The organism is Enterobacter sp. BNK-14 (genome assembly GCF_047456095.1).
In the GTDB taxonomy this organism is placed as follows: Bacteria; Pseudomonadota; Gammaproteobacteria; order Enterobacterales; family Enterobacteriaceae; genus Enterobacter; species Enterobacter kobei.
The window spans coordinates 238040-259335 of the sequence record NZ_CP179897.1; the positions used below are offsets into that span (position 1 = coordinate 238040).

Consider the following 21296-nt stretch of genomic DNA (forward strand, 5'->3'; position numbering starts at 1 on the left):
CTTATGCCAGCTCGTTAGGGCAGGCTTCGCCTTTTTCCAGCTGCTGCAGGTTGCCCAGCGTGGTTTCTGAAATGCTGATCAGCGCTTCAGCCGTCAGAAACGCCTGGTGACCGGTAAACAGGACGTTATGACAGGCAGACAGGCGGCGGAACACGTCGTCCTGAATCACATCGTTGGACTTGTCTTCAAAGAACAGATCGCGTTCGTTCTCATACACGTCCATCCCGAGCGCGCCAATTTTCTGGGTTTTCAGCGCTTCGATAGCGGCCTGAGAGTCAACCAGGCCACCACGGCTGGTGTTGATGATCATCACGCCGTCCTTCATCTGGTCAAACGCCGCCTGGTTCAGCAGGTGATAGTTTTCCGGCGTCAGCGGGCAGTGCAGGGAGATCACATCAGACTGCGAGAACAGGGTCGGCAGGTCAACATATTCCACGCCCATCTCCAGCGCCGCGGCGCTTGGATACGGATCAAACGCCAGCAGACGCATGCCAAAGCCTTTGAGGATCCGCAGGGCAGCGACGCCAATTTTCCCGGTCCCGATCACCCCTGCGGTTTTACCGTACATGGTAAAGCCGGTCAGCCCCTCCAGCGAGAAGTTGGCATCACGGGTGCGCTGATAAGCGCGGTGAATACGACGGTTGAGCGACATCATCATGCCAATCGCATGTTCCGCGACGGCTTCCGGGGAGTAGGCCGGAACGCGCACCACCTTCAGCCCCAGCTCTTTCGCCGCATCGAGATCCACGTTGTTAAAGCCTGCACAGCGCAGGGCGATATACTTCACTCCCTGTTTTTTCAACTCTTCCAGCACCGGACGACTGCCGTCATCGTTAACAAAAATGCAGACGCCTTCACAGCCGTGCGCCGTTTTGGCGGTTTTTTCGGACAGCAGAAAGTCGAAAAATTCAAGCTCAAACCCGTAAGCTTCGTTAACATGTTGCAGATACTTTTTGTCGTACTGCTTTGTGCTATATACCGCGAGTTTCATAAGACTTTCTCCAGTGATTTTGCATTCACGTTAGCATGATTAAAATTATCTTACAATTTCTAAAATATTATTGAATTCAATAAGTTCTATGAATTATTCTAGAGCATCTATCCTTAAAAATGGCATTTCCTTCAACTGACTGGCTAAACATGCGACAATGAAAGGCATCGTCGGCTTAATTCTTTCGCTAAATCAGGATATTAACTGCCCATGAAGGGTAAATACAAAGCCGCACTTGCGCTTTTACTGCTGTTCATCTTATTGCCGCTGACGCTGCTGATGACGCTCGCTCAGTGGGTACCGACGCTTGCAGGGATCTGGCTTCCCGTCGGGACGCGTATCGCTTTCGAAGAGAGTCCTAAAATGACTCGTCATGCGCTGGTGATCCCCGATCTCCGCTATCTGGTTGAAGAGTGCGAAATTGCTCGCATTGAGAACGTGACGCTGTCACATCCGAGCCGCTGGCAGCTGGATATCGGCGCGCTGGATCTTAACGCCGTCTGCCTCAGCAAAATTCCCCAATCCGCGCCGTCGACCGTTGCCCCCAAAACGCTGGCGCAGTGGCAGGCGGTATTACCGAATACCTGGCTGACCATTCACCGTCTCACCCTCTCGCCCTGGCAGCAGTGGCAGGGTGAGCTGAAGGCCTCGCTGACCCCGTCCAGCCAGGAGATAGCCTATAAAGGCGAGCGGGTGAGCATTCAAGGAACGCTTCGCGGCCAGACGCTTTCGGTCAGCCAGTTCGATGTTCAGCTACCCGATCAGCCGCAGCCCATCAAACTGGTGGGGGAGTTCACTCTGCCGCTGGTGCCGGATGGCGTGCCGGTAAAAGGCCACGCGGTGGCGACCTTAAACGTGCCACAACTGACGTCTCTCGTCGATGCCGATCTGGACTGGGAAGACAACCGTGGACAACTGGTGGTGATGGCGCGAGACAACCCTGATCCACTGCTCGATCTGCCGTGGCAAGTTACGACGGAACAGCTGAACATCAGTGACGGGCGCTGGAACTGGGATCTGTCCGGTATGCCGCTGAGCGGACGCGTTTCGCTTCGCGCCGATAACTGGCAGCAGGGGCTTGAGAAAGCCACCCTGACCGGGCGTTTGAACGTGCTTACCCATGGTGATGCGGGGAAAGGCAACGCGGTACTCAATATTGGGCCCGGCAGGCTCAGTATGGAAAACAGCGATATGCCGCTGCATCTGAGCGGTGAGGCGAAGCAAAACGACCTCATTCTTTATGCCAAACTGCCGGCAACACTGACTGGCAGCCTATATGAACCGCAACTCGCCTTTGAACCGGGCGCACTGCTTCGCTCGCGCGGGCGCATCATTGACTCGCTTGATATCGATGAAATCCGCTGGCCGCTGGCAGGTGTGAAGCTGACGCAGAAGGGCGTGGACGGGCGGTTACAGGCTATCCTGCGTGCCCATGAAAACGAGATGGGCGATTTTGAACTGCATCTGGACGGGCAGGCGAACGACTTTTTACCCGACAGCGGTCTCTGGCAGTGGCGCTACTGGGGAAAAGGGAGTTTTACGCCGATGCATGCCCGCTGGGATGTCGCCGGGAAAGGCGAGTGGCGTGACAAACTCATTGAGCTCACGGCGCTCTCCACCGGTTTTGACAAGCTCCAGTATGGAACCATGGAGGTCAGCACGCCGCGTCTGGTGCTGGATCAACCCGTGCGCTGGTTCCGTGACGCCGAAAAGCCGACGTTCAGCGGCGCGCTGGCGCTCAATGCCGGGCAAACCCGTTTCTCCGGTGGCAGCACGCTGCCACCGTCGGTGCTGACCTTTAGCGTCGACGGCACCGATCCGACGGTGTTCCAGTTTAAGGGCGACCTCCATGCAGAGAAAATCGGCCCGGTACAGGTGAATGGTCGCTGGGATGGTGAACGTCTGCGCGGGCAGGCCTGGTGGCCGAAACAGTCGCTCACCGTGTTCCAGCCTCTGATCCCTCCGGACTGGAAAATGACGCTGCGTGACGGGGAACTCTATGCGCAGGTGGCTTTCTCGGCGGCGGCCGATCAGGGCTTTGAGGCGGGGGGGCACGGCGTGCTGAAAGCCGGTAGCGCCTGGATGCCGGATAACCAGATCAACGGTGTCGATTTTGTGCTGCCGTTCCGCTTCAGCAAGGGGACCTGGTCCCTGGGCACGCGCGGCCCGGTTACGTTGCGTATTGGCGAAGTGGAAAACCTGGTGACCGCGCGCAATATTACCGCCGATCTACAGGGGGATTATCCCTGGACGGAGGACAATCCGCTGCTGCTTACCAACGTGAAAGTGGAAACCCTCGGCGGGAAGATTACGATGCAGCAGTTGCGGATGCCGCAGCACGATCCGGCGCTGCTTCGCGTGGACAATATCTCGTCAAGTGAACTGATCGGCGCCGTCAATCCTAAACAGTTTGCCATGTCAGGCCCGGTAAGCGGGGCGCTGCCATTCTGGCTGGACAATGAAAAATGGATCATTAAAGATGGCTGGCTGACCAACCCTGGCCCAATGACGCTGCGTATCGACAAAGATACGGCGGATGCCATCGTGAAAGATAATATGGTTGCGGGTGCCGCGATCAACTGGCTCCGCTATATGGAAATTTCTCGTTCGTGGACAAGAATCAATTTAGATAACCTGGGTGAATTAACCATGCAGGCGACCATCAAGGGAACCAGCCGTGTGGATGGCAAAAGCAGCTCCGTCAACCTGAACTATACCCATGACGAGAATGTCTTTACCCTCTGGCGCAGCCTGCGTTTTGGAGACAACCTGCAAACCTGGTTTGAGCAACACGCGGCGATACCCGGTCTCCGTAGTTCGACTGGCAAGGAAAGTGAGGAACAACAATGAAAAAGATGGCTGGTGTACTCACCGTTGCCGTTGCTGCGCTACTGACCGGCTGTACGCCGCGTATTGAAGTCGCTGCGCCGAAAGAGCCGATTACCATCAATATGAATGTCAAAATCGAACACGAGATCCACATTAAGGTCGATAAAGACGTTGAAACCCTGCTGAAATCGCGCAGCGATCTGTTCTGAGGATGCCATGAAACGTTTAGCTCTGATTCTACTGGCTCTGGGGATGAATGCGCAGGCGGCTGCGCTGACCTTAAATGATGCCCGGGCGCAGGGGCGCGTGGGGGAAACACTCAGCGGGTATATTGCCCCGATCCAACAAGATGCTGAAACGCTGGCGCTGGTAAACCGTATTAACGCGGCGCGCACCGAGAGCTATCAGAAGCTGGCCGACAGCAATAATTTACCGGTCGATGAAGTGGCGAAAATGGCGGGGCAAAAACTGGTTGCCCGCGCGCAGCCGGGCGAATACGTGAAGGGAATTAACGGCAAATGGCTGAAAAAATAGCTAGCGGTGGCGCTTGCGGTATTCGCCGGGCGAGACGCCAAAACGCTGCTTAAAGGCCGTTGAAAAATGGCTATGGTCGGTGAACCCCCAGCTGTAGCCAATTCCCGCCAGCTTTTCATCATCCCCGGCAGAGCGCAGCACCTGCGCACAGAGATCCAGCCGACGGTTTTTAATGTACTGCGCGACCACCAGCCCCTTCTCGGCAAACATGCGGTAGAGGCTGCGCACGGACATCCCGCTCTCGGCGGCAATCCACTCCGGGCGCAGAGAGTCAGACTGAATATGATCGTCAATCAGCGCCACGACATGCTGGAACTGGCGTTCCTTGCGCGGCTGAATCACGTCGCGTTGCTGAAACGCGGGGCGCAGCAGGCAGACCATGGCTTCGAGCGCGGCTTCGCTCTCCCGGTCACTCAGGTCGGCGTTGTTCATGCTTTCCATCAGCAGGCGATGGCTCAGCTGTACCGTTGGCAGCGAGCGTGAGAGGGCGAGCGCGCAGCTAATCTCATGGAAACGACACTGTTGCTCAATAATCTGGCGGGGTACCAGCAGCGAAATCTGGCGGGATTTTTCCTGCCAGTTGATTGAGCAGGGCCGGGAGGCGTCAAGCAGCGTGATATCGCCTGTTCGGAGCACAGCGCGACGGTCATCCTGTTCAATTTCCGCACTGCCCTCAAGCTGGAAGACGGTATAGAACCAGGCATCATTACTCTGTTTGATCTCCTGACGGGAGCGGAACAGATTTACGCCGCCGGCGGTGACGGTGCTGAGCTTCAGGCTGCGCGCATAGCTGGTCTCCAGTTCGCCGACGAATTTTCCCCCGGTGGGCTGTGCATTAAAACGCCCGCACACCTGGTTAATCTGCGCCAGCCACTGCTGATACTGTTCCTGCTCGCTTGCACACGCCATCGTTTCTCTCACTGCATCGTCAATGTTTTCGCATTGTTGCATTTATGTTGCGTTTTGTCAGAGCTCTGGGCTGACTATAGGAAAGAACACTCATCGGGAACAGCGATATAAGGTGGAATTATCACGATTTGCGGCACCTGTCACAGGTGGCAAAGCGAATGTCACAGAGACAAAAGCGAGAATGCGAAACCCCTCTTAGACTGGATGAACACCCTGCGAATAATAACGAAGGAGTATCCTATGTCTGAATCTCAGGTGGCTATTCAGCCTGCCGTGCAGCAGTTTTTAGACCGACATCATGGCCTGTGGATTGAAGGGCGTCAGGCCGCGTCGGACAGCGAAAAGCGGCTCAACGTCTATAACCCGGCCACGGGCGAGGTGATTGCCTCGACGGCCGATGCCAGCGTCGATGACGTTGACCGTGCCGTCATGTCCGGCTGGCGTGCTTTTGTTGCCCGCAGCTGGGCCGGAAAATTACCGGCGGAGCGCGAGCGGATCCTGCTCCGTTTCGCCGATCTGGTTGAACAGCACAGCGAGGAGTTGGCCCAGCTTGAAACGCTGGAGCAGGGGAAATCGATTAACATTTCCCGTCTCTTTGAAGTGGGTTGTACCCTGAACTGGATGCGCTATACCGCCGGGCTGACCACCAAAATTGCAGGCAAAACCCTCGACCTTTCTATTCCCCTGCCACAGGGGGCGCGTTATCAGGCATGGACACGTAAAGAGCCGGTTGGCGTGGTGGCCGGGATTGTGCCCTGGAACTTCCCGCTGATGATTGGGATGTGGAAAGTGATGCCTGCGCTGGCGGCGGGGTGCTCGATTGTCATCAAGCCATCAGAAACCACGCCGCTGACCATGCTGCGCGTGGCGGAACTGGCCAGTGAAGCGGGCATTCCGGACGGGGTATTCAACGTGGTGACCGGGAGCGGCGCGGTGTGCGGCGCAGCGCTGACCTCGCATCCGCATATTGCAAAGGTGAGCTTTACCGGCTCAACGGCGACGGGCAAGCAAATTGCCCGCGCGGCGGCAGATACCCTGACAGGCGTGACCCTGGAACTGGGTGGCAAAAACCCGGCTATCGTACTCAAAGATGCGGACCCGGCGTGGGTGATCGAAGGCCTGATGACCGGGAGCTTCCTGAACCAGGGGCAGGTGTGTGCGGCGAGTTCCCGTATCTACATTGAAGCGCCGCTGTTTGACACGCTGGTCAGCGGCTTCGAACAGGCGGTGAAATCCCTGAGCGTCGGGCCGGGCATGTCCCCGGAAGCATTTATCAACCCGCTGGTGTCGCGTGCGCATTGTGACAAGGTGCAGACTTTCCTCGATGAAGCGCAATCTCGCCACGCAGAGCTGATTGTCGGTAACCGTGGCCCGGAAGGGAAAGGCTATTACGTTTCGCCGACGCTGGTGGTCAACCCGGATGCCGCGCTGCGCTTAACCCGCGAAGAGGTGTTTGGCCCGGTGGTCAATCTGGTGCGCGTTGCCGATGGTGAAGAGGCGCTTCAGCTGGCAAACGACACCGAATATGGCCTGACCGCCAGCGTCTGGACGCAGAATATCAGCAAGGCGCTGGAGTACACCGACAGGCTGCAGGCGGGCACCGTCTGGGTAAACAGCCATACGCTGATCGACGCCAACCTGCCGTTCGGCGGCATGAAGCAGTCTGGCACCGGTCGCGACTTTGGCCCGGACTGGCTGGACGGATGGTGTGAGACGAAGTCGGTTTGCGTGCGGTATTAAGAAACAAGCCGGGTGGCGGCTACGCCTTACCCGGCCTACTTTCTCTGGTTTTGTAGGCCGGGTAAGCGCAGCGCCACCCGGCATTATTCAAAGCGACCACCGATCCCGTCCGGCCTCTTTCGCCCGATAAAGCGCCGCATCGGCGCGGGCGATTATTTCGGTGCCGGCTAACCCCTCCGTCATGCCGGCAATCCCCATGCTCACGGTCACATGGTCGCTGACCGTCGAGGCGCCATGCGGTATGGCCTCCGTGCGCAGCCCGTCCTGAATACGCATGGCAACCTTTTCTGCGATGTTTAGCGGGCAATTGAAAAGGATCACCACAAACTCCTCGCCGCCGTAACGTGATACGACGTCGTCCGGCGTTCGTACCGACTGCTTCAGCACCCGCGCCACGCGCGTCAGGCAGTCATCACCCGCCTGGTGGCCGTAGGTGTCGTTGTAGCGTTTGAAATAGTCGATATCCAGCATAATCAGCGAGAAAGGTTTCTTCTGCTCAACCGCGTTTTCCAGCACCACCTCCATTCTCCGGCGGTTGGCGGTTTTGGTTAGCGGATCCTGATGCGCCAGCGCATCCAGCCGTGAGATCAGCAGTTGATTTTGCTGATTACGACGCCAGGCTTCATCAAACCAGCTCAACAGGATAAAACGCCCGCAGATCAGGATCAGGGTAAACACGCTCCAGATGATGACAAAGTGAAGGTTGAGGCCATCGTTGAGTATCCAGCTTGCGACCGGCAGGGTGATCCAGAGCGGAAGCACAAAGGCGAGTAATCCCTCAGGGTAAAAGTAGAGCGCCGTTAACCCTGCGAGTAACAAAATTACGCACAGCGGCCAGACGTGGGGCAGCAGCAAATAGGTAATAAACAAAAAACAGGATACCGACCAGATGGCGCTACAGATAAAGAGCACCACGCTGATACCCGCAATACGCCGCCAGGCCATCAGGATCAACGCGGCAGAGAGGATAATAATGCCGAGCATCGAGGCATCGACCAGGGTCGTCAGTTGCGGTATATGAGGATAAAGCGGATCGCTGGCCTTAAGCAGGACGTGTCGCAGCAGGATCATCACGGCGAAGCTGACGTTGACGAACGCCAGCCAGGGCAGGTTCATCGCCAGCCCATGCATGACCATCGCGTGGCGCGTCGGCCAGGTAGCGCGTTCCAGTGTCGGTTTTTTTCTTTTTTCCATAAAGCCCTTTCCCGTCCGGGGGATAAATCATGCAGGTGAGATATCTGTAACTATAAGCAAGCATGGACGATCCTCAAACGGCAGGGCAAAAAAAACCGGGCGATTGCCCGGCGGTGGGTTATTTTTCGTCTTTTTTCTTTCCGAGCGTTGGCGTCTCGTCGAAGAAGTTCCACGGTTTAAGCAGGGCATGCACCCATTCCGTTGGCATGATCGGCCACTCTTCAGCACGGGCGACATGGGTCGTGCCGGTGGTCATCCAGACTACGTCATCCTGATCGTTAAGCGACTCGTTATCTTTGCTGTACTGTCCCAGTCCCGTGTCGTGGATGGAGCGGTTAGGGAATTTACCTTCCGGATAGAGTTCATCCGGGTGGTAACGGGTCACCCACAGCTGTTTATCCATAAAGCTCAGGCGATGGTAGATCCACTCATCCGGGGCAAATTTCGCGCCGGTTGCCACCGGATGGGTGCCGCCCGCGTAGGGAATAATCTGATACGAGACCGGGTTGCCCATGCGGTTCTCTTTACGGGTGTTGCTCAGCAGGCGAATAGTGCCCGGGTCAAATTTCTGTGCCGCCTGCTGTTCGGTATCAATGTCGTACTGATTGACCTGCATGGTACTGGTGCGCGGGCCACCGGCGGTATTGGGTTTCACTTCCGGATCCATCGCCACCAGCTTGTTGTTAATACCATCGACATCCATATCAAGACGGAAGTTATAGATGTGCTGGTGCGTGGTGCCGACAATGTTGTGGTCAATCAACGTGCCGTAACGGGTATCGTCTTTGGCGGTGGCGTCATGCATGGTTTTGGCCTGAACGCCTTTCACGGCTTCGATACCCGTCGCGCCAGCATCAATGCCGAGGGTGCCGTTCTCATGGAATACCCAGTCGAAGATGTAATCGTAGTTACCGACGGTACTCACCCAGCGCACCACCAGTTCACGGCGCTCGGCGCTGACGTTTGGCTGACCCATCTCCTGATGCTTGTATTCCGGCCCCGCATAGCGTTCGAAAATGGCGATTGCGCGCGGGATCTCCATCGGCGCGCCGGTATAGTCCGGGATGGTTTCATTGAGCATCACGGCGTTGGATGGCACGTCTTTACCCCGCACCAGCGGCGAGGTCAGGGTGCCCATGCCGTAGTCGCCGGAGTCGAGATAGGCTTTAAAGTACCAGCCCACGTCCGGATCGCCGTAAGGGACAATCATGCCGCCGAGCGACCCCTGATACATCACCTGACGTTTCTTGCCGTTGTCGTTATACGTGACGGTTGAGATCATCGGGCCCACGCGCGAGTCCAGGCTCAGATGGAAATCCCAGTTCTGCCAGTGCACTCTGTCGCCGGTTATGGTGTAGTTCTTGCCTTCCGGTTCAATAATGTCGAGTGGTTTTTTCGGTGTCTCTATGCGGTCGCGGCCATCATAGGGACGCGGGGTCAGGGGAACCGGGATAACGGCACCTTCTTCAATCTTCTGGATCTTCTTCTGCTCAAGGTCGACCACCGCCACCAGGTTTTCAATCGGATGTGCCCAGTAGTTGCCGTCGCCGACATCCAGATAGCTCACCACTTTCAGCAAACGGTCTTCCTGCTTAAGGCCATCTTTACCGTCGAAATAGCCGACGGTCAGCGGCGTGGTAATCACTTTTTTCGGGTCGGTTATGCCGTGCTTTTTAAGCACCTCAGCAAATTCAGTACTGTCGTTAATGATCTGCTGAACCGCGGTGAAATCATCCAACAGCACCATGCCGTGCGCGTCTTTGACCGGTTCCCAGCGCAGAATTTTTTTATCCTTCAGATCCACCAGGCTCTCGATGACATGCTTTCCGTCGAGCATGACGATCTTCGCCTGGCGAGGGGCATCGACTGCCGTACCGTTGAGCACATAGTCCCACACTTTGGCTTTCTCTGGCTCCGCAAGGGCGATCTGGGTAAAGCGGGTATTCGGTTTAAAATCCGCAGAGGCTTTAACAATCTCTACGGCTTGCTTAATTTCGTCTGCCGTGAGCGCATTTAACGGGTGAGGACTTTTTTCAACCTGGAAGGTCTGATCGAGACCGGACTGGAAAACATCGTTGATGAACGTCTCTGAGATAAAGGCCTTGTTGCCTTTCATCACCACCGGCACCTCAAGCGTGAGGGTTTTACCGTTGACGATAGCGGTTTTTGCGCCCGGTTTGACCTTCACAAAGGCGCCGTCTTTCGCAATGGTGAACATCTGTGCGTAATCGTCCCACTGCACGTCTGCGCCGAAGTCCTGCAGCGTTTTGTCCATCGGGACCATATGCGCCTCGCTGCCGTGGGCGAAAACAGGGGATTGCCAGGCGCAACACAGCGCAACGGCCATGGCCAGTGCCGTTCTACGGGCAGAAAAAGAAGAATTGCTTCCCATCGTAGACCTCATCTTGTTGTGTTTATTGTGTTGTGTCAGCCTTATCCTGACAGACGCCTGAGAAAAGCGTTTGCCTGCATCTGCCAGGTTATTTGTTGCACTTGCCAGGTTAAAAAAAGAGCGGGACGGTGTCACACCCGGCAGGTCGTCGTAGGCCGGGTAAGCATCGCGCCACCCGGCAGGGAAGGCGGTGAAGGTAAGGTGTTAGAATTCACCCCGCTGGCGCGCCACCAGCGTCAGGATGGAGTAGAGCGCAACGGCCTGCTGGTGCTGGTTGAAAATCTCAACCGCCCACTCCACCACGCCCGTCGGTTTTTCTTCCGCGGTGCGCTGCTTCTTCAGCGTTTTGCGTTTGCAGGTGAGGCGCACCTGAATGGTGTCGCCCGGTTTGACCGGCTCGATAAAGCGCAGGTTTTCCATACCGTAGTTGGCAATCACCGGTCCGACCCCCGCATCGACGAACAGTCCCGCTGCGGCGGAGATCAGGAAGTAACCGTGAACCACCCGTTCGCCAAAGATCGACTCTGCCGCACCAATCTTGTCCATATGGGCGTAGAAGTGATCCCCGCTCAGACAGGCAAAGTTCACAATATCCGCTTCCGTCAGGGTGCGACGCGGCGTCAGCAGGCTATCGCCCGGCTGCAGCTCCTCAAAGTATTTGCGGAACGGATGCACGCGATCTTCTTGCACGGTTGCGCCGCGCACCCACTGCTTGCCAATGGCCGCCAGCATGGTCGGACTGCCCTGAATCGCCGTGCGCTGCAGGTAGTGCTTCACCGCGCGCAGGCCGCCCAGTTCCTCACCGCCGCCCGCGCGACCCGGACCGCCGTGCACCAGCTGCGGCAGCGGGGAGCCGTGGCCGGTGGACTCTTTGGATGATTCCTCGTTGAGGATCTGAATACGACCGTGGGCACGTGCCGCACCGGCAATGAACTGGCGGGCAAGGGCTAAATCAGCGGTAACCAGCGTTCCTGCGAGGCTGCCGCCGCCCGCGCGGGCAAGCGCCATCGCGTGCTCTGTGTGGCGATACGGCATCAGCGTCGCTACCGGGCCGAAAGCTTCAGTTGAGTGCACCGCAGGGGTTTCGTCCGGCTGCGGACAGAACAACAGGGTCGGTGGGAAGAACGCGCCCGCGGCTTGTAAATCCGCTTTGCCACCCAGACGGATCTGGCATCCCGCCGTAACCAACTGGTCCACTTTCTCCTGCACGTCGGCGCGCTGTTCGGCATTCACCAGCGCGCCCATCTTCACCCCGTCCTGCGCCGGATCACCCACCACCACTTTTTCCAGCCGGGCAATCAGCGCCTGGCTGACGGCATCAATCTGATTCTGGGGGACGATGATACGGCGGATAGCGGTACATTTTTGTCCGGCTTTGGCGGTCATCTCGCGAACGACTTCCCGGATAAACAGGGCAAACTCCGGCTGCTCCGCCGTGACGTCTTCACCCAGCACGCAGCAGTTCAGGGAGTCGGCCTCCATGGTGAACGGTATCGCGTTCGCCACAATATTCGGGTGAACGCGCAGGCTTTGCCCGGTACTGGCGGAGCCGGTAAAAGTCACCACGTCCTGGCTGTCGAGATGGTCAAGCAGGTCTCCCGCGCTGCCGCAAATCAGGCTAATGGCGCCGTCCGGCACCAGTCCGCTGTCCACGATAGATTTCACCATCGCCTGTGTCACCTGCGCGGTGGCGGTGGCCGGTTTAATGATGGCGGGCATCCCGGCAAGCCAGGTCGGCGCCAGCTTTTCCAGCATCCCCCAGCAGGGGAAGTTAAAGGCGTTGATATGTACCGCCACGCCGGATTTCGAGGTCAGAACGTGGCGAGCGGCAAAACCGCCTTCTTTTGACAGCGGGATCAACTCATCTTCCGGCCACAGCGTGTCATCCGGCAGCTCCCGGCTGCCCAGGCTTGCGTAAGTAAAGAGAGTGCCGATCCCGCCTTCAATATCCACCCAGCTGTCCGCTTTCGTCGCCCCGGTCTGGGCGGAGAGGGCATAGAACGTCTCTTTTTCGCTAAGCAGGTGTTTCGCTACCGCTTTCAGCATGGCTGCACGTTCAATAAAGGTCATCTTATGAAGCGCTTCGCCACCGCGCTCAATCGCATAGCGACGAGCGGCCGCCATATCCACCCCTTCGCTGGTGACTTCCCACAATGCTTCGCCGCTGATGGCGTGATGAATGGCGCGTTCACGGCCCCGGCCAGACTGCCAGGTACCGGACAAGAAGCTGGCTAACTGCTGCATCGCTTATCTCCAAATGTTACGTAATTTCACCATTAATAGTTTAATTATGAATCATAAAAAGCAAGCTGAGATTTTAATGAATTGTTAATGCTGTGATCTGGCCTGATGAATTGCAGTCCGTCAGACCGCTTTCTGCAAGGGCAGTAGCAAAAGCCTTGCGAGCACCATCACAAAACAAGGAAACAATTCTTGGGGTTATATTTAACCTTTGTGTAACTTTTAAAAAACAAAGTGATTCATCATTTCGCTTTAATTTGCAAACTAACGAATCATAAAGGTGATGACGTGACGCAAGAACAACGGTTTGAGCAGCGCATAGCGCAGGAGACGGCGATTGAGCCTCAGGACTGGATGCCTGACGCCTACCGTAAAACGTTGATCCGCCAGATTGGTCAGCATGCGCATTCCGAAATCGTCGGCATGCTGCCGGAAGGTAACTGGATCACCCGCGCACCCACGCTGCGCCGAAAAGCGATTCTGCTGGCGAAAGTACAGGATGAAGCCGGACACGGACTTTACCTCTACAGCGCGGCAGAAACGCTGGGCTGCGCACGGGAAGACATCTACCAGAAGATGCTCGACGGCAAGATGAAGTACTCCTCCATTTTTAACTATCCCACCCTGAGCTGGGCCGACATCGGTGTCATCGGCTGGCTGGTGGACGGGGCTGCCATCGTCAATCAGGTGGCGCTGTGCCGCACCTCTTACGGTCCGTATGCCCGGGCGATGGTGAAAATCTGCAAAGAAGAGAGCTTCCACCAGCGTCAGGGCTTTGAAGCCTGCATGGCGCTGGCCCAGGGAAGTGAGGCGCAGCGCCAGATGCTGCAGGACGCCATCAATCGCTTCTGGTGGCCTGCGCTGATGATGTTCGGGCCGAACGACGATAACTCGCCAAACAGCGCCCGCAGCCTGGCCTGGAAAATCAAACGCTTCGGAAACGACGAGCTGCGTCAGCGTTTTGTCGACAACACGGTGCCGCAGGTGGCGATGCTGGGCATGACGGTGCCGGATCCCGACCTGCGTTTTGATGAAGAGAGCGGTCACTACCGCTTCGGCGAAATCGACTGGCAGGAATTTGAAGAGGTGATTAACGGGCGCGGTATCTGCAACCACGAACGACTGGCCGCGAAACGTAAAGCCTGGGAAGACGGGGCGTGGGTGCGGGAAGCCGCCCTGGCCCACGCAGAAAAACAACGCGCCCGTCAGGCCGCATAAGAGGAAATAATCATGAGCAATGTCTACTGGCCGCTGTACGAAGTGTTCGTACGCAGCAAACAAGGGTTGTCCCACCGTCACGTGGGCAGCCTGCATGCCGCCGACGATCGCATGGCGCTGGAAAATGCGCGCGATGCTTACACTCGTCGCAGTGAAGGATGTTCTATCTGGGTGGTGAAGGCGAGCGAGATTATTGCCTCCCAGCCGGAAGAGAGCGGCGAATTTTTCGATCCGGCGGAAAGCAAGGTTTACCGCCATCCGACGTTCTACACCATCCCCGATGGCATCGAGCACATGTGAGGCGAAGGATGAAAACAGTCACAGCCTATGCCCTGCGTCTGGGCGACAACGGTCTGGTGCTCTCCCAGCGTCTGGGGGCCTGGTGCGGCCACGCGCCGGAGCTGGAGATCGATCTCGCGCTGGCCAATATCGGTCTTGATCTGCTGGGCCAGGCGCGCAATTTCCTGGCCTACGCCGCTGAATGTGAAGGTGAGGGCGACGAAGATACCCTGGCGTTTGGGCGCGACGAGCGCCAGTTCCGCAATGTCCTGCTGGTGGAGCAACCCAACGGCAATTTCGCCGACACGATTGCCCGTCAGTACCTGATGGATGCCTGGAACGTGGCGCTGTATGAGCGCCTGACCCGCAGCACTGACGGCCAGCTTGCCGCCATCGCCGCCAAAGCGATCAAAGAGGCGCGCTACCACCTGCGTTTTAGCCGCGGCTGGCTGGTACGCCTGGGCGACGGGACCGAAACGTCCGCACAAAAAATGCAGCAGGCCATCGATAACCTGTGGCGCTTTACGGCAGAGCTGTTTGACGCCGATGACGTTGAGCTGGCGCTGATACATTCCGGCGTGGCGGTGGACCCACGCACCCTGCGCCAGCCGTGGGAAAGCGAAGTGTATGCCGGTCTTAAAGAAGCCAGCCTGAGCGTACCCGACGAGGTGGCGTACCGCAGCGGGGGTAAGAAGGGGCTGCATACCGAACATCTGGGGCCGATGCTGGCAGAAATGCAGTATCTCCAGCGCGCGTATCCCGGTCAGCAGTGGTAAAGGAGAAGGCTATGCAACGTCTCGTCGACATCGCACCGGCGCAAATCCCGCAGATCTGGTCGCTGTTAAGCCAGATCCCGGACCCGGAAGTGCCGGTATTAACCATCACCGACTTAGGCATGGTGCGCAGCGTCAAGGCACAGGGGGAAGGCTGGGTGATTGGCTTCACGCCAACCTATTCGGGCTGCCCGGCAACGGAACACCTGCTGGGGGCGATCCGCGACGTGATGACCGCGCATGGCTTTACCCCGGTGCACATTGTGCTCCAGCTTGACCCTGCCTGGACCACCGACTGGATGACCGCCGACGCGCGCGAACGCCTGCGGGCTTACGGCATCAGCCCGCCCGTGGGGCATAGCTGCCACGCGCACGCACCTTTGGAGGTGAGCTGCCCGCGCTGCGCCAGTACCGACACCGCGCTAATCAGTGAATTTGGTTCGACGGCCTGCAAAGCGCTTTACCGCTGCAACACCTGCCGCGAACCCTTCGACTATTTCAAATGCATTTGAGGCTGCCATGACAACGTTTCATTCATTAACAGTGGCAAAAGTGGAACCCGAAACCCGCGACGCGGTGACCATCACGTTTGCGGTGCCGCAGGCGCTGCAGGAAGCCTACCGCTTTCGCCCCGGACAGCACCTGACGCTGAAAACGAAGCTGGGCGGGGACGAGCTGCGCCGCTGTTACTCCATCTGCCGGAGTACCGCGCCGGGTGAGATCAGCGTGGCGGTCAAAGCCATCGAAGGCGGGCGTTTTTCCCGCTATGCCCGGGATGAGATCAAAGCAGGCATGGCGCTGGAGGTGATGGTTCCGCAGGGGCAATTTGGCTATCAGCCGCAGGCCGAACGTGAAGGCCACTACCTGGCGATAGCCGCAGGCTCCGGCATCACCCCGATGCTGGCGATCCTCTCCGCCACGCTGGCCACCGAACCGAACAGCCATTTCACTCTGATTTACGGCAACCGCAGCAGTCAGAGCATGATGTTCCGCCAGGCGCTGGCGGACCTGAAAGATAAATATCCGCAGCGGCTGCAGCTGGTCTCCATCTTCAGCCAGGAGCGGCTGGACAGCGATCTGCTGTATGGCCGCATCGACGGGGAAAAGCTGCAGGCGCTGGCGAAAACCCTGATCAACTTCCGTCAGTACGACGACGCGTTTATCTGCGGCCCGTCGTCGATGATGGACGAGGCCGAAGCCGCGCTGAAGGCGCTGGGGATGCCGGAAAAATCCATTCATCTTGAACGCTTTAATACGCCGGGGACCGCCGTGAAACGCACGGTAAACGTGCAGGCGGAAGGGCAGAAAGTGACCGTGCGACAGGACGGGCGCGACCGCGAAATTACCCTGACGGCAGACGACGAAAGCATCCTCGATGCTGCCCTGCGTCAGGGGGCGGACCTGCCTTATGCCTGCAAAGGCGGCGTGTGCGCGACCTGTAAATGCAAAGTGCTGCGCGGGAAGGTGGACATGGCGACCAACTACAGTCTGGAGCCGGACGAGCTGGCCGCCGGGTATGTGCTGAGCTGTCAGTCACTGCCGCTCACCGCCGACGTGATCGTCGACTTTGACGCAAAGGGGATGGCATGAGCGAACTGACTGTTACCCGTCATGGCCGCGTGCTGCAGCTGACGCTGAACCGTCCGGCGGCGCGTAATGCCCTGAATAACGCCCTGTTGACGCAATTAGCCGACGCGCTGGAAAGCGCTGCGGTTGATGCCGACATCTCGGCCTGTGTGATCTACGGCAACGAACGCTGCTTTGCCGCCGGGGCCGATCTCAACGAAATGGCAGAGAAAGACCTGCCAGCCACCCTGAACGATATCCGCCCGCAACTGTGGGCGCGCATTAACGCGTTTAACAAACCGCTGATCGCCGCCGTCAACGGTTTCGCGCTGGGCGCCGGATGTGAACTTGCGCTGCTGTGCGACGTGGTGATTGCCGGGGATAACGCACGATTTGGCCTGCCGGAAATCACCCTCGGCATTATGCCGGGGGCGGGCGGTACCCAGCGACTGATCCGCAGCGTCGGTAAATCCCTTGCCAGCAAAATGGTGCTGACCGGAGAGAGCATTACTGCGCAGCAGGCGATGAGCACCGGGCTGGTCAGCGATGTCTTCCCGGCATCCCTGACGCTGGAGTATGCCCTGAAGCAGGCGGCAGTGATGGCGCGCCATTCCCCGCTGGCGCTGCAGGCGGCGAAACAGGCGCTTCGTCAGTCTCAGGAGGTGCCTCTGCAGGCTGGCCTGATGCAGGAGCGTCAGCTTTTTACGCTGCTCTCTGCCACCGAAGACCGCCGGGAAGGTATCGACGCTTTCTTGCAAAAACGCACCCCCGACTTTAAAGGACGCTAATTGTGGAATGTATTCTCAGTCAAGTAGAACAGGGCGTAATGACCATTACGCTGAACCGTCCGGAGCGTCTGAACAGCTTTAATGACGTGATGCATCAGCAGCTTGCAGAATGCCTGAAACAGGCCGAGCGCGATGACACCATCCGCTGCCTGCTGATCACCGGCGCAGGGCGCGGTTTTTGCGCCGGGCAGGATTTGAACGACCGCAACGTCGACCCCAACGGCCCGGCACCGGACCTGGGGATGTCGGTTGAAACCTTCTATAACCCCCTGGTACGCCGCCTGGCAAAACTGCCGAAGCCGGTCATTTGTGCAGTCAACGGCGTAGCGGCCGGCGCGGGCGCCACGCTGGCGCTCGGCTGCGACATGGTGATTGCCGCCCGTTCTGCCAACTTTGTGATGGCCTTCAGCAAGCTCGGCTTAGTGCCGGACTGCGGCGGCACCTGGCTGCTGCCACGCGTGGCCGGACGTGCCCGCGCCATGGGACTGGCGCTGCTCGGCGATAAACTCAGCGCCGAACAGGCGCAGGCGTGGGGAATGATCTGGCAGGTGGTGGATGACGACCAGCTCTCCACTACCGCGCAGCAGATGGCGCTGCACTTTGCGTCTCAGCCAACCTTTGGGCTGGGGCTGATCAAGCAGGCCATTAACGCCGCGGAAACCAACACCCTGGATGCCCAGCTTGACCTGGAGCGCGACTATCAACGTCTGGCCGGTCGCAGCGACGACTACCGCGAAGGCGTCAGCGCTTTCCTGGCGAAGCGCACGCCGAACTTTACGGGGAAATAAGATGCTGAACATACGCACGGTCGCCGTGATTGGCAGCGGCACGATGGGCGCGGGCATTGCCGAAGTTGCCGCCAGCCACGGCCATCAGGTTCTGCTTTATGACATCGCCGAAGATGCGATTTCACGCGCCATCGACGGGATTCGCCAGCGTCTGGCTTCCCGGGTAACGCGCGGAAAGCTCTCCGCCGATGCCAGCGCCCAGATCCTGGCCCGACTGCTTCCGGTGACGGATATCACCGCGCTTTCCGCGGCCGAACTGGTGATTGAAGCGGCCTCCGAACGGCTGGAGGTGAAAAAGGCGTTGTTTGCGCAGCTGGCGGAGATCTGTCCGCCCCAGACGCTGCTGACCAGCAACACATCGTCCATTTCCGTCACGGCGATTGCGGCAGACGTGAATCATCCGGAGCGCGTGGCGGGGCTGCACTTCTTTAACCCCGCGCCGGTGATGAAGCTGGTGGAGGTGGTCAGCGGGCTGGCGACCTCTGCGGAAGTGGCAGACGCGCTGTGCGAACTGGCGCTGAACTGGGGTAAACAACCCGTTCGCTGCCAGTCAACGCCTGGGTTCATCGTCAACCGCGTCGCGCGCCCGTTTTATTCCGAAGCCTGGCGTGCGCTGGAAGAGCAGGTCGCCCCACCGGAGGTGATTGACGCTGCGCTGCGCGAGGGCGGCGGTTTTCCGATGGGGCCGCTGGAGCTGACCGACCTGATTGGTCAGGACGTCAACTTTGCGGTGACCTGCTCGGTGTTTAACGCCTTCTGGCAGGAGCGTCGTTTCCTGCCTTCGCTGGTGCAGCAGGAGCTGGTGCTGGCCGGAAGGCTGGGTAAAAAGAGCGGAAAAGGGGTTTACGAGTGGCAGGGGGAGAAACCCGTCGTGCAGTGGGTTGAGACCGTAAATGACAGCTACAGCCCGATGCGCGTGGAAAAAATACGTGACGGTGTCACAGAAATTGATGATGTGTATCTGGTTGAAACGCAGGGGGAAACCGCTCAGGCACTGGCGCTGCGCCTCAACGGCCCGGTAGTGGTGGTAGACCGTATTGAGCGTGACGTGGCGGTGATTGCGGCGGCCGCCAGCAACCCGCACACCGCGACGCAAAACGCCATCCGCTACCTGCAACAGCAGGGTCTCCGGGTGGTGCAAATTGCCGATTATCCCGGCCTGCTGGTCTGGCGCACGCTGGCAATGATTGCTAACGAAGCGCTGGATGCCCTGCAAAAGGGGGTCGCCAGCGAGAAGGACATCGACACCGCCATGCGTCTGGGCGTGAACTACCCGAGCGGCCCGATCGCCTGGGGCGAGCGTCTGGGCTGGCAGCGCCTGTTGACCCTGCTTGAGAACCTGCAACGACATTACGGCGAAGAACGTTATCGCCCCTGTTCACTGCTGCGCCAGCGGGCGCTTCTGGAGAGTAGCTATGAGTCATAACGCCTGGCATAACGCCCGCACGATGTACGAAAAGGACGCCTGCGCGCAGGCGATGGGGATGGACATTGTCGATATGGACGAGGGCTACGCGGTGGTGACCATGACCATCACCCCGCAGATGCTCAACGGCCACAAAACCTGTCACGGCGGCCAACTTTTTTCGCTGGCAGACACCGCCTTTGCCTACGCCTGCAACAGCCAGGGGCTGGCGGCGGTGGCCTCCGGCTGCTCGATCGATTTTCTGCGTCCGGGCTTTGCCGGAGATAAGCTCACCGCCACCGCGCGGGTGATGCATCAGGGCAAACTGACCGGCGTGTACGACATTGAAATTCAGAACCAGCAACAGAAAACCGTCGCCCTGTTCCGCGGAAAATCACACCGCATCGGCGGCACTGTCACAGGAGAGGCCTGATGCGTGACGCATTTATTTGTGATGGCGTTCGAACGCCAGTGGGTCGCTACGGCGGCGCGCTTTCTGCCGTGCGAACGGACGATCTCGGTGCCGTACCGCTGCGTGCGCTGCTGGACCGCTACCCGCAGCTCGACCTGGAACGAATTGATGATGTTATTTTCGGGTGCGCCAACCAGGCGGGGGAAGATAACCGCAACGTGGCGCGAATGTCGGCGCTGCTGGCCGGATTGCCGCAGACGGTATCCGGAACCACCATTAACCGCCTGTGCGGCTCGGGTCTGGACGCAATAGGCTTCGCTGCTCGCGCTATTAAAGCAGGTGATGGCGACCTGCTGATGGCGGGCGGCGTCGAGTCCATGTCGCGCGCACCGTTTGTGATGGGGAAAGCCACCGCCGCGTTTCAGCGCCAGGCGGAGATCTTTGATACCACCATCGGCTGGCGATTTGTGAATCCGCTCATGCATCAGCAATTCGGAACTGACAGTATGCCGGAAACGGCAGAGAATGTAGCCGAATTGTTAAATATCAGCCGTGCCGATCAGGACGCGTTCGCGCTGCGTAGCCAGCAACGAACCGCTCTGGCGCAACAGAACGGCATTCTGGCGCAGGAAATCGTGCCGGTACGGGTACCGGGTAAAAAAGGGACGGTCACCGAATTCAGCGTGGATGAACATCCGCGCGCAGAGACCACGCTCGAACAGCTTTCCGGGCTGAAAACGCCGTTCCGTAAGAACGGGGTGGTGACGGCGGGGAATGCGTCCGGCGTCAACGACGGCGCGGCGGCGTTAATCATCGCCAGCGAGAAAATGGCGCTGGCGCAGGGATTAATCCCCCGCACGCGGATCGTGGCGATGGTAACGGCAGGCGTGGAGCCACGTTTAATGGGGCTCGGACCGGTGCCTGCCACCCGCCGGGTGCTGGAGCGTGCCGGTCTCAGCATCAACGATATGGACGTCATCGAACTCAACGAAGCCTTCGCCGCGCAGGCGCTGGGCGTGCTGCGTCAGCTGGGTTTGCCGGATGATGCCGCGCACGTTAACCCGAACGGCGGCGCGATTGCGCTGGGCCATCCGCTGGGAATGAGCGGGGCCAGACTGGCGCTGGCCGCGAGTAATGAATTGCATCGACGCAACGGGCGCTACGCGCTCTGTACGATGTGCATCGGTGTGGGTCAGGGCATTGCCATGATCCTTGAGCGTGTTTGATCAAATTTCAC

General features: G+C 58.6%; 19 protein-coding genes. 14 read left to right on the plus strand and 5 right to left on the minus strand.

The window, feature by feature from the left end; translation table 11 throughout:
• Window position 1: 1 nt before the first annotated feature.
• Window positions 2-991, minus strand: a complete 990-nt coding sequence (locus ACMGGM_RS01190) for a 2-hydroxyacid dehydrogenase (protein WP_045135007.1) — start codon at window positions 989-991, stop codon at window positions 2-4.
• A 210-nt stretch (window positions 992-1201) separates the two neighbouring features.
• On the opposite strand from ACMGGM_RS01190, the gene ACMGGM_RS01195 reads away from it, so the two are divergent.
• Genes ACMGGM_RS01195 through ACMGGM_RS01205 form a run of 3 tightly spaced genes read left to right on the plus strand, consistent with a single transcriptional unit; the run spans window position 1202 to window position 4354 of the window.
• Window positions 1202-3841, plus strand: a complete 2640-nt coding sequence (locus ACMGGM_RS01195) for a YdbH family protein (protein ID WP_063613991.1) — start codon at window positions 1202-1204, stop codon at window positions 3839-3841.
• Window positions 3838-4029: a YnbE family lipoprotein gene (locus ACMGGM_RS01200; protein ID WP_014169918.1), complete on the plus strand. Its 192-nt coding sequence runs from the start codon at window positions 3838-3840 to the stop codon at window positions 4027-4029. The genes ACMGGM_RS01195 and ACMGGM_RS01200 overlap by 4 nt, the downstream gene beginning before the upstream one ends.
• A 7-nt stretch (window positions 4030-4036) precedes the next feature.
• Window positions 4037-4354, plus strand: a complete 318-nt coding sequence (locus tag ACMGGM_RS01205; RefSeq protein WP_023330315.1) for a YdbL family protein — start codon at window positions 4037-4039, stop codon at window positions 4352-4354.
• On the opposite strand, the gene feaR is transcribed toward ACMGGM_RS01205, so the two are convergent.
• Entirely contained in the window at window positions 4355-5263 is a 909-nt protein-coding gene (gene feaR, locus ACMGGM_RS01210; protein ID WP_014883693.1) for a transcriptional regulator FeaR, read from the minus strand.
• A 240-nt stretch (window positions 5264-5503) separates the two neighbouring features.
• Here feaR and ACMGGM_RS01215 point away from each other — a divergent pair, with 240 nt between their 5' ends.
• Entirely contained in the window at window positions 5504-7003 is a 1500-nt protein-coding gene (locus ACMGGM_RS01215; protein WP_014883694.1) for an aldehyde dehydrogenase family protein, read from the plus strand.
• An 87-nt stretch (window positions 7004-7090) separates the two neighbouring features.
• Here the strand turns inward: ACMGGM_RS01215 and ACMGGM_RS01220 are convergent, their stop codons facing one another.
• The 3 genes from ACMGGM_RS01220 to paaZ all read right to left on the minus strand — a co-directional run bounded on the left by ACMGGM_RS01220 (window position 7091) and on the right by paaZ (window position 12833).
• Window positions 7091-8197 (minus strand): GGDEF domain-containing protein, encoded by a 1107-nt coding sequence (locus tag ACMGGM_RS01220; protein WP_023330317.1) that lies wholly within the window; start codon window positions 8195-8197, stop codon window positions 7091-7093.
• Between the two features lie 118 nt (window positions 8198-8315).
• The gene (gene tynA / locus ACMGGM_RS01225) at window positions 8316-10589 is read right to left on the minus strand and encodes a primary-amine oxidase (protein WP_063943082.1); all 2274 of its coding nucleotides are present in this window, start codon (window positions 10587-10589) and stop codon (window positions 8316-8318) included.
• 204 nt (window positions 10590-10793) lie between these two features.
• On the minus strand, window positions 10794-12833 hold the full coding sequence (gene paaZ / locus ACMGGM_RS01230; RefSeq protein WP_063943084.1) for a phenylacetic acid degradation bifunctional protein PaaZ: 2040 nt from the start codon (window positions 12831-12833) through the stop codon (window positions 10794-10796).
• A gap of 285 nt (window positions 12834-13118) precedes the next feature.
• Here paaZ and paaA point away from each other — a divergent pair, with 285 nt between their 5' ends.
• Genes paaA through pcaF form a run of 10 tightly spaced genes read left to right on the plus strand, consistent with a single transcriptional unit; the run spans window position 13119 to window position 21285 of the window.
• The gene (paaA, locus tag ACMGGM_RS01235; protein WP_014883698.1) at window positions 13119-14048 is read left to right on the plus strand and encodes a 1,2-phenylacetyl-CoA epoxidase subunit PaaA; all 930 of its coding nucleotides are present in this window, start codon (window positions 13119-13121) and stop codon (window positions 14046-14048) included.
• A 12-nt stretch (window positions 14049-14060) separates the two neighbouring features.
• Entirely contained in the window at window positions 14061-14348 is a 288-nt protein-coding gene (gene paaB, locus ACMGGM_RS01240; protein ID WP_006175064.1) for a 1,2-phenylacetyl-CoA epoxidase subunit PaaB, read from the plus strand.
• Window positions 14349-14356: 8 nt separating this feature from the next.
• Window positions 14357-15103, plus strand: a complete 747-nt coding sequence (gene paaC, locus ACMGGM_RS01245; RefSeq protein ID WP_045282064.1) for a 1,2-phenylacetyl-CoA epoxidase subunit PaaC — start codon at window positions 14357-14359, stop codon at window positions 15101-15103.
• Window positions 15104-15114: 11 nt separating this feature from the next.
• Entirely contained in the window at window positions 15115-15612 is a 498-nt protein-coding gene (gene paaD / locus ACMGGM_RS01250; protein ID WP_014883700.1) for a 1,2-phenylacetyl-CoA epoxidase subunit PaaD, read from the plus strand.
• 7 nt (window positions 15613-15619) lie between these two features.
• Window positions 15620-16690: a 1,2-phenylacetyl-CoA epoxidase subunit PaaE gene (paaE, locus tag ACMGGM_RS01255; RefSeq protein WP_014883701.1), complete on the plus strand. Its 1071-nt coding sequence runs from the start codon at window positions 15620-15622 to the stop codon at window positions 16688-16690.
• Window positions 16687-17454, plus strand: coding sequence for a 2,3-dehydroadipyl-CoA hydratase PaaF (gene paaF / locus ACMGGM_RS01260; RefSeq protein ID WP_063943086.1), 768 nt, complete (start codon window positions 16687-16689; stop codon window positions 17452-17454). The genes paaE and paaF overlap by 4 nt, the downstream gene beginning before the upstream one ends.
• Entirely contained in the window at window positions 17454-18242 is a 789-nt protein-coding gene (paaG, locus tag ACMGGM_RS01265; protein ID WP_100246810.1) for a 2-(1,2-epoxy-1,2-dihydrophenyl)acetyl-CoA isomerase PaaG, read from the plus strand. Before paaF ends, paaG begins: the two co-directional genes overlap by 1 nt.
• Window position 18243: 1 nt before the next feature.
• Window positions 18244-19668, plus strand: coding sequence for a 3-hydroxyacyl-CoA dehydrogenase PaaH (paaH, locus tag ACMGGM_RS01270; protein ID WP_063943088.1), 1425 nt, complete (start codon window positions 18244-18246; stop codon window positions 19666-19668).
• On the plus strand, window positions 19658-20080 hold the full coding sequence (gene paaI / locus ACMGGM_RS01275; RefSeq protein WP_014883705.1) for a hydroxyphenylacetyl-CoA thioesterase PaaI: 423 nt from the start codon (window positions 19658-19660) through the stop codon (window positions 20078-20080). Before paaH ends, paaI begins: the two co-directional genes overlap by 11 nt.
• A complete protein-coding gene (gene pcaF, locus ACMGGM_RS01280) occupies window positions 20080-21285 on the plus strand; it encodes a 3-oxoadipyl-CoA thiolase (protein ID WP_063943090.1) in 1206 nt (401 codons plus the stop codon). Before paaI ends, pcaF begins: the two co-directional genes overlap by 1 nt.
• Window positions 21286-21296 lie beyond the last annotated feature (11 nt).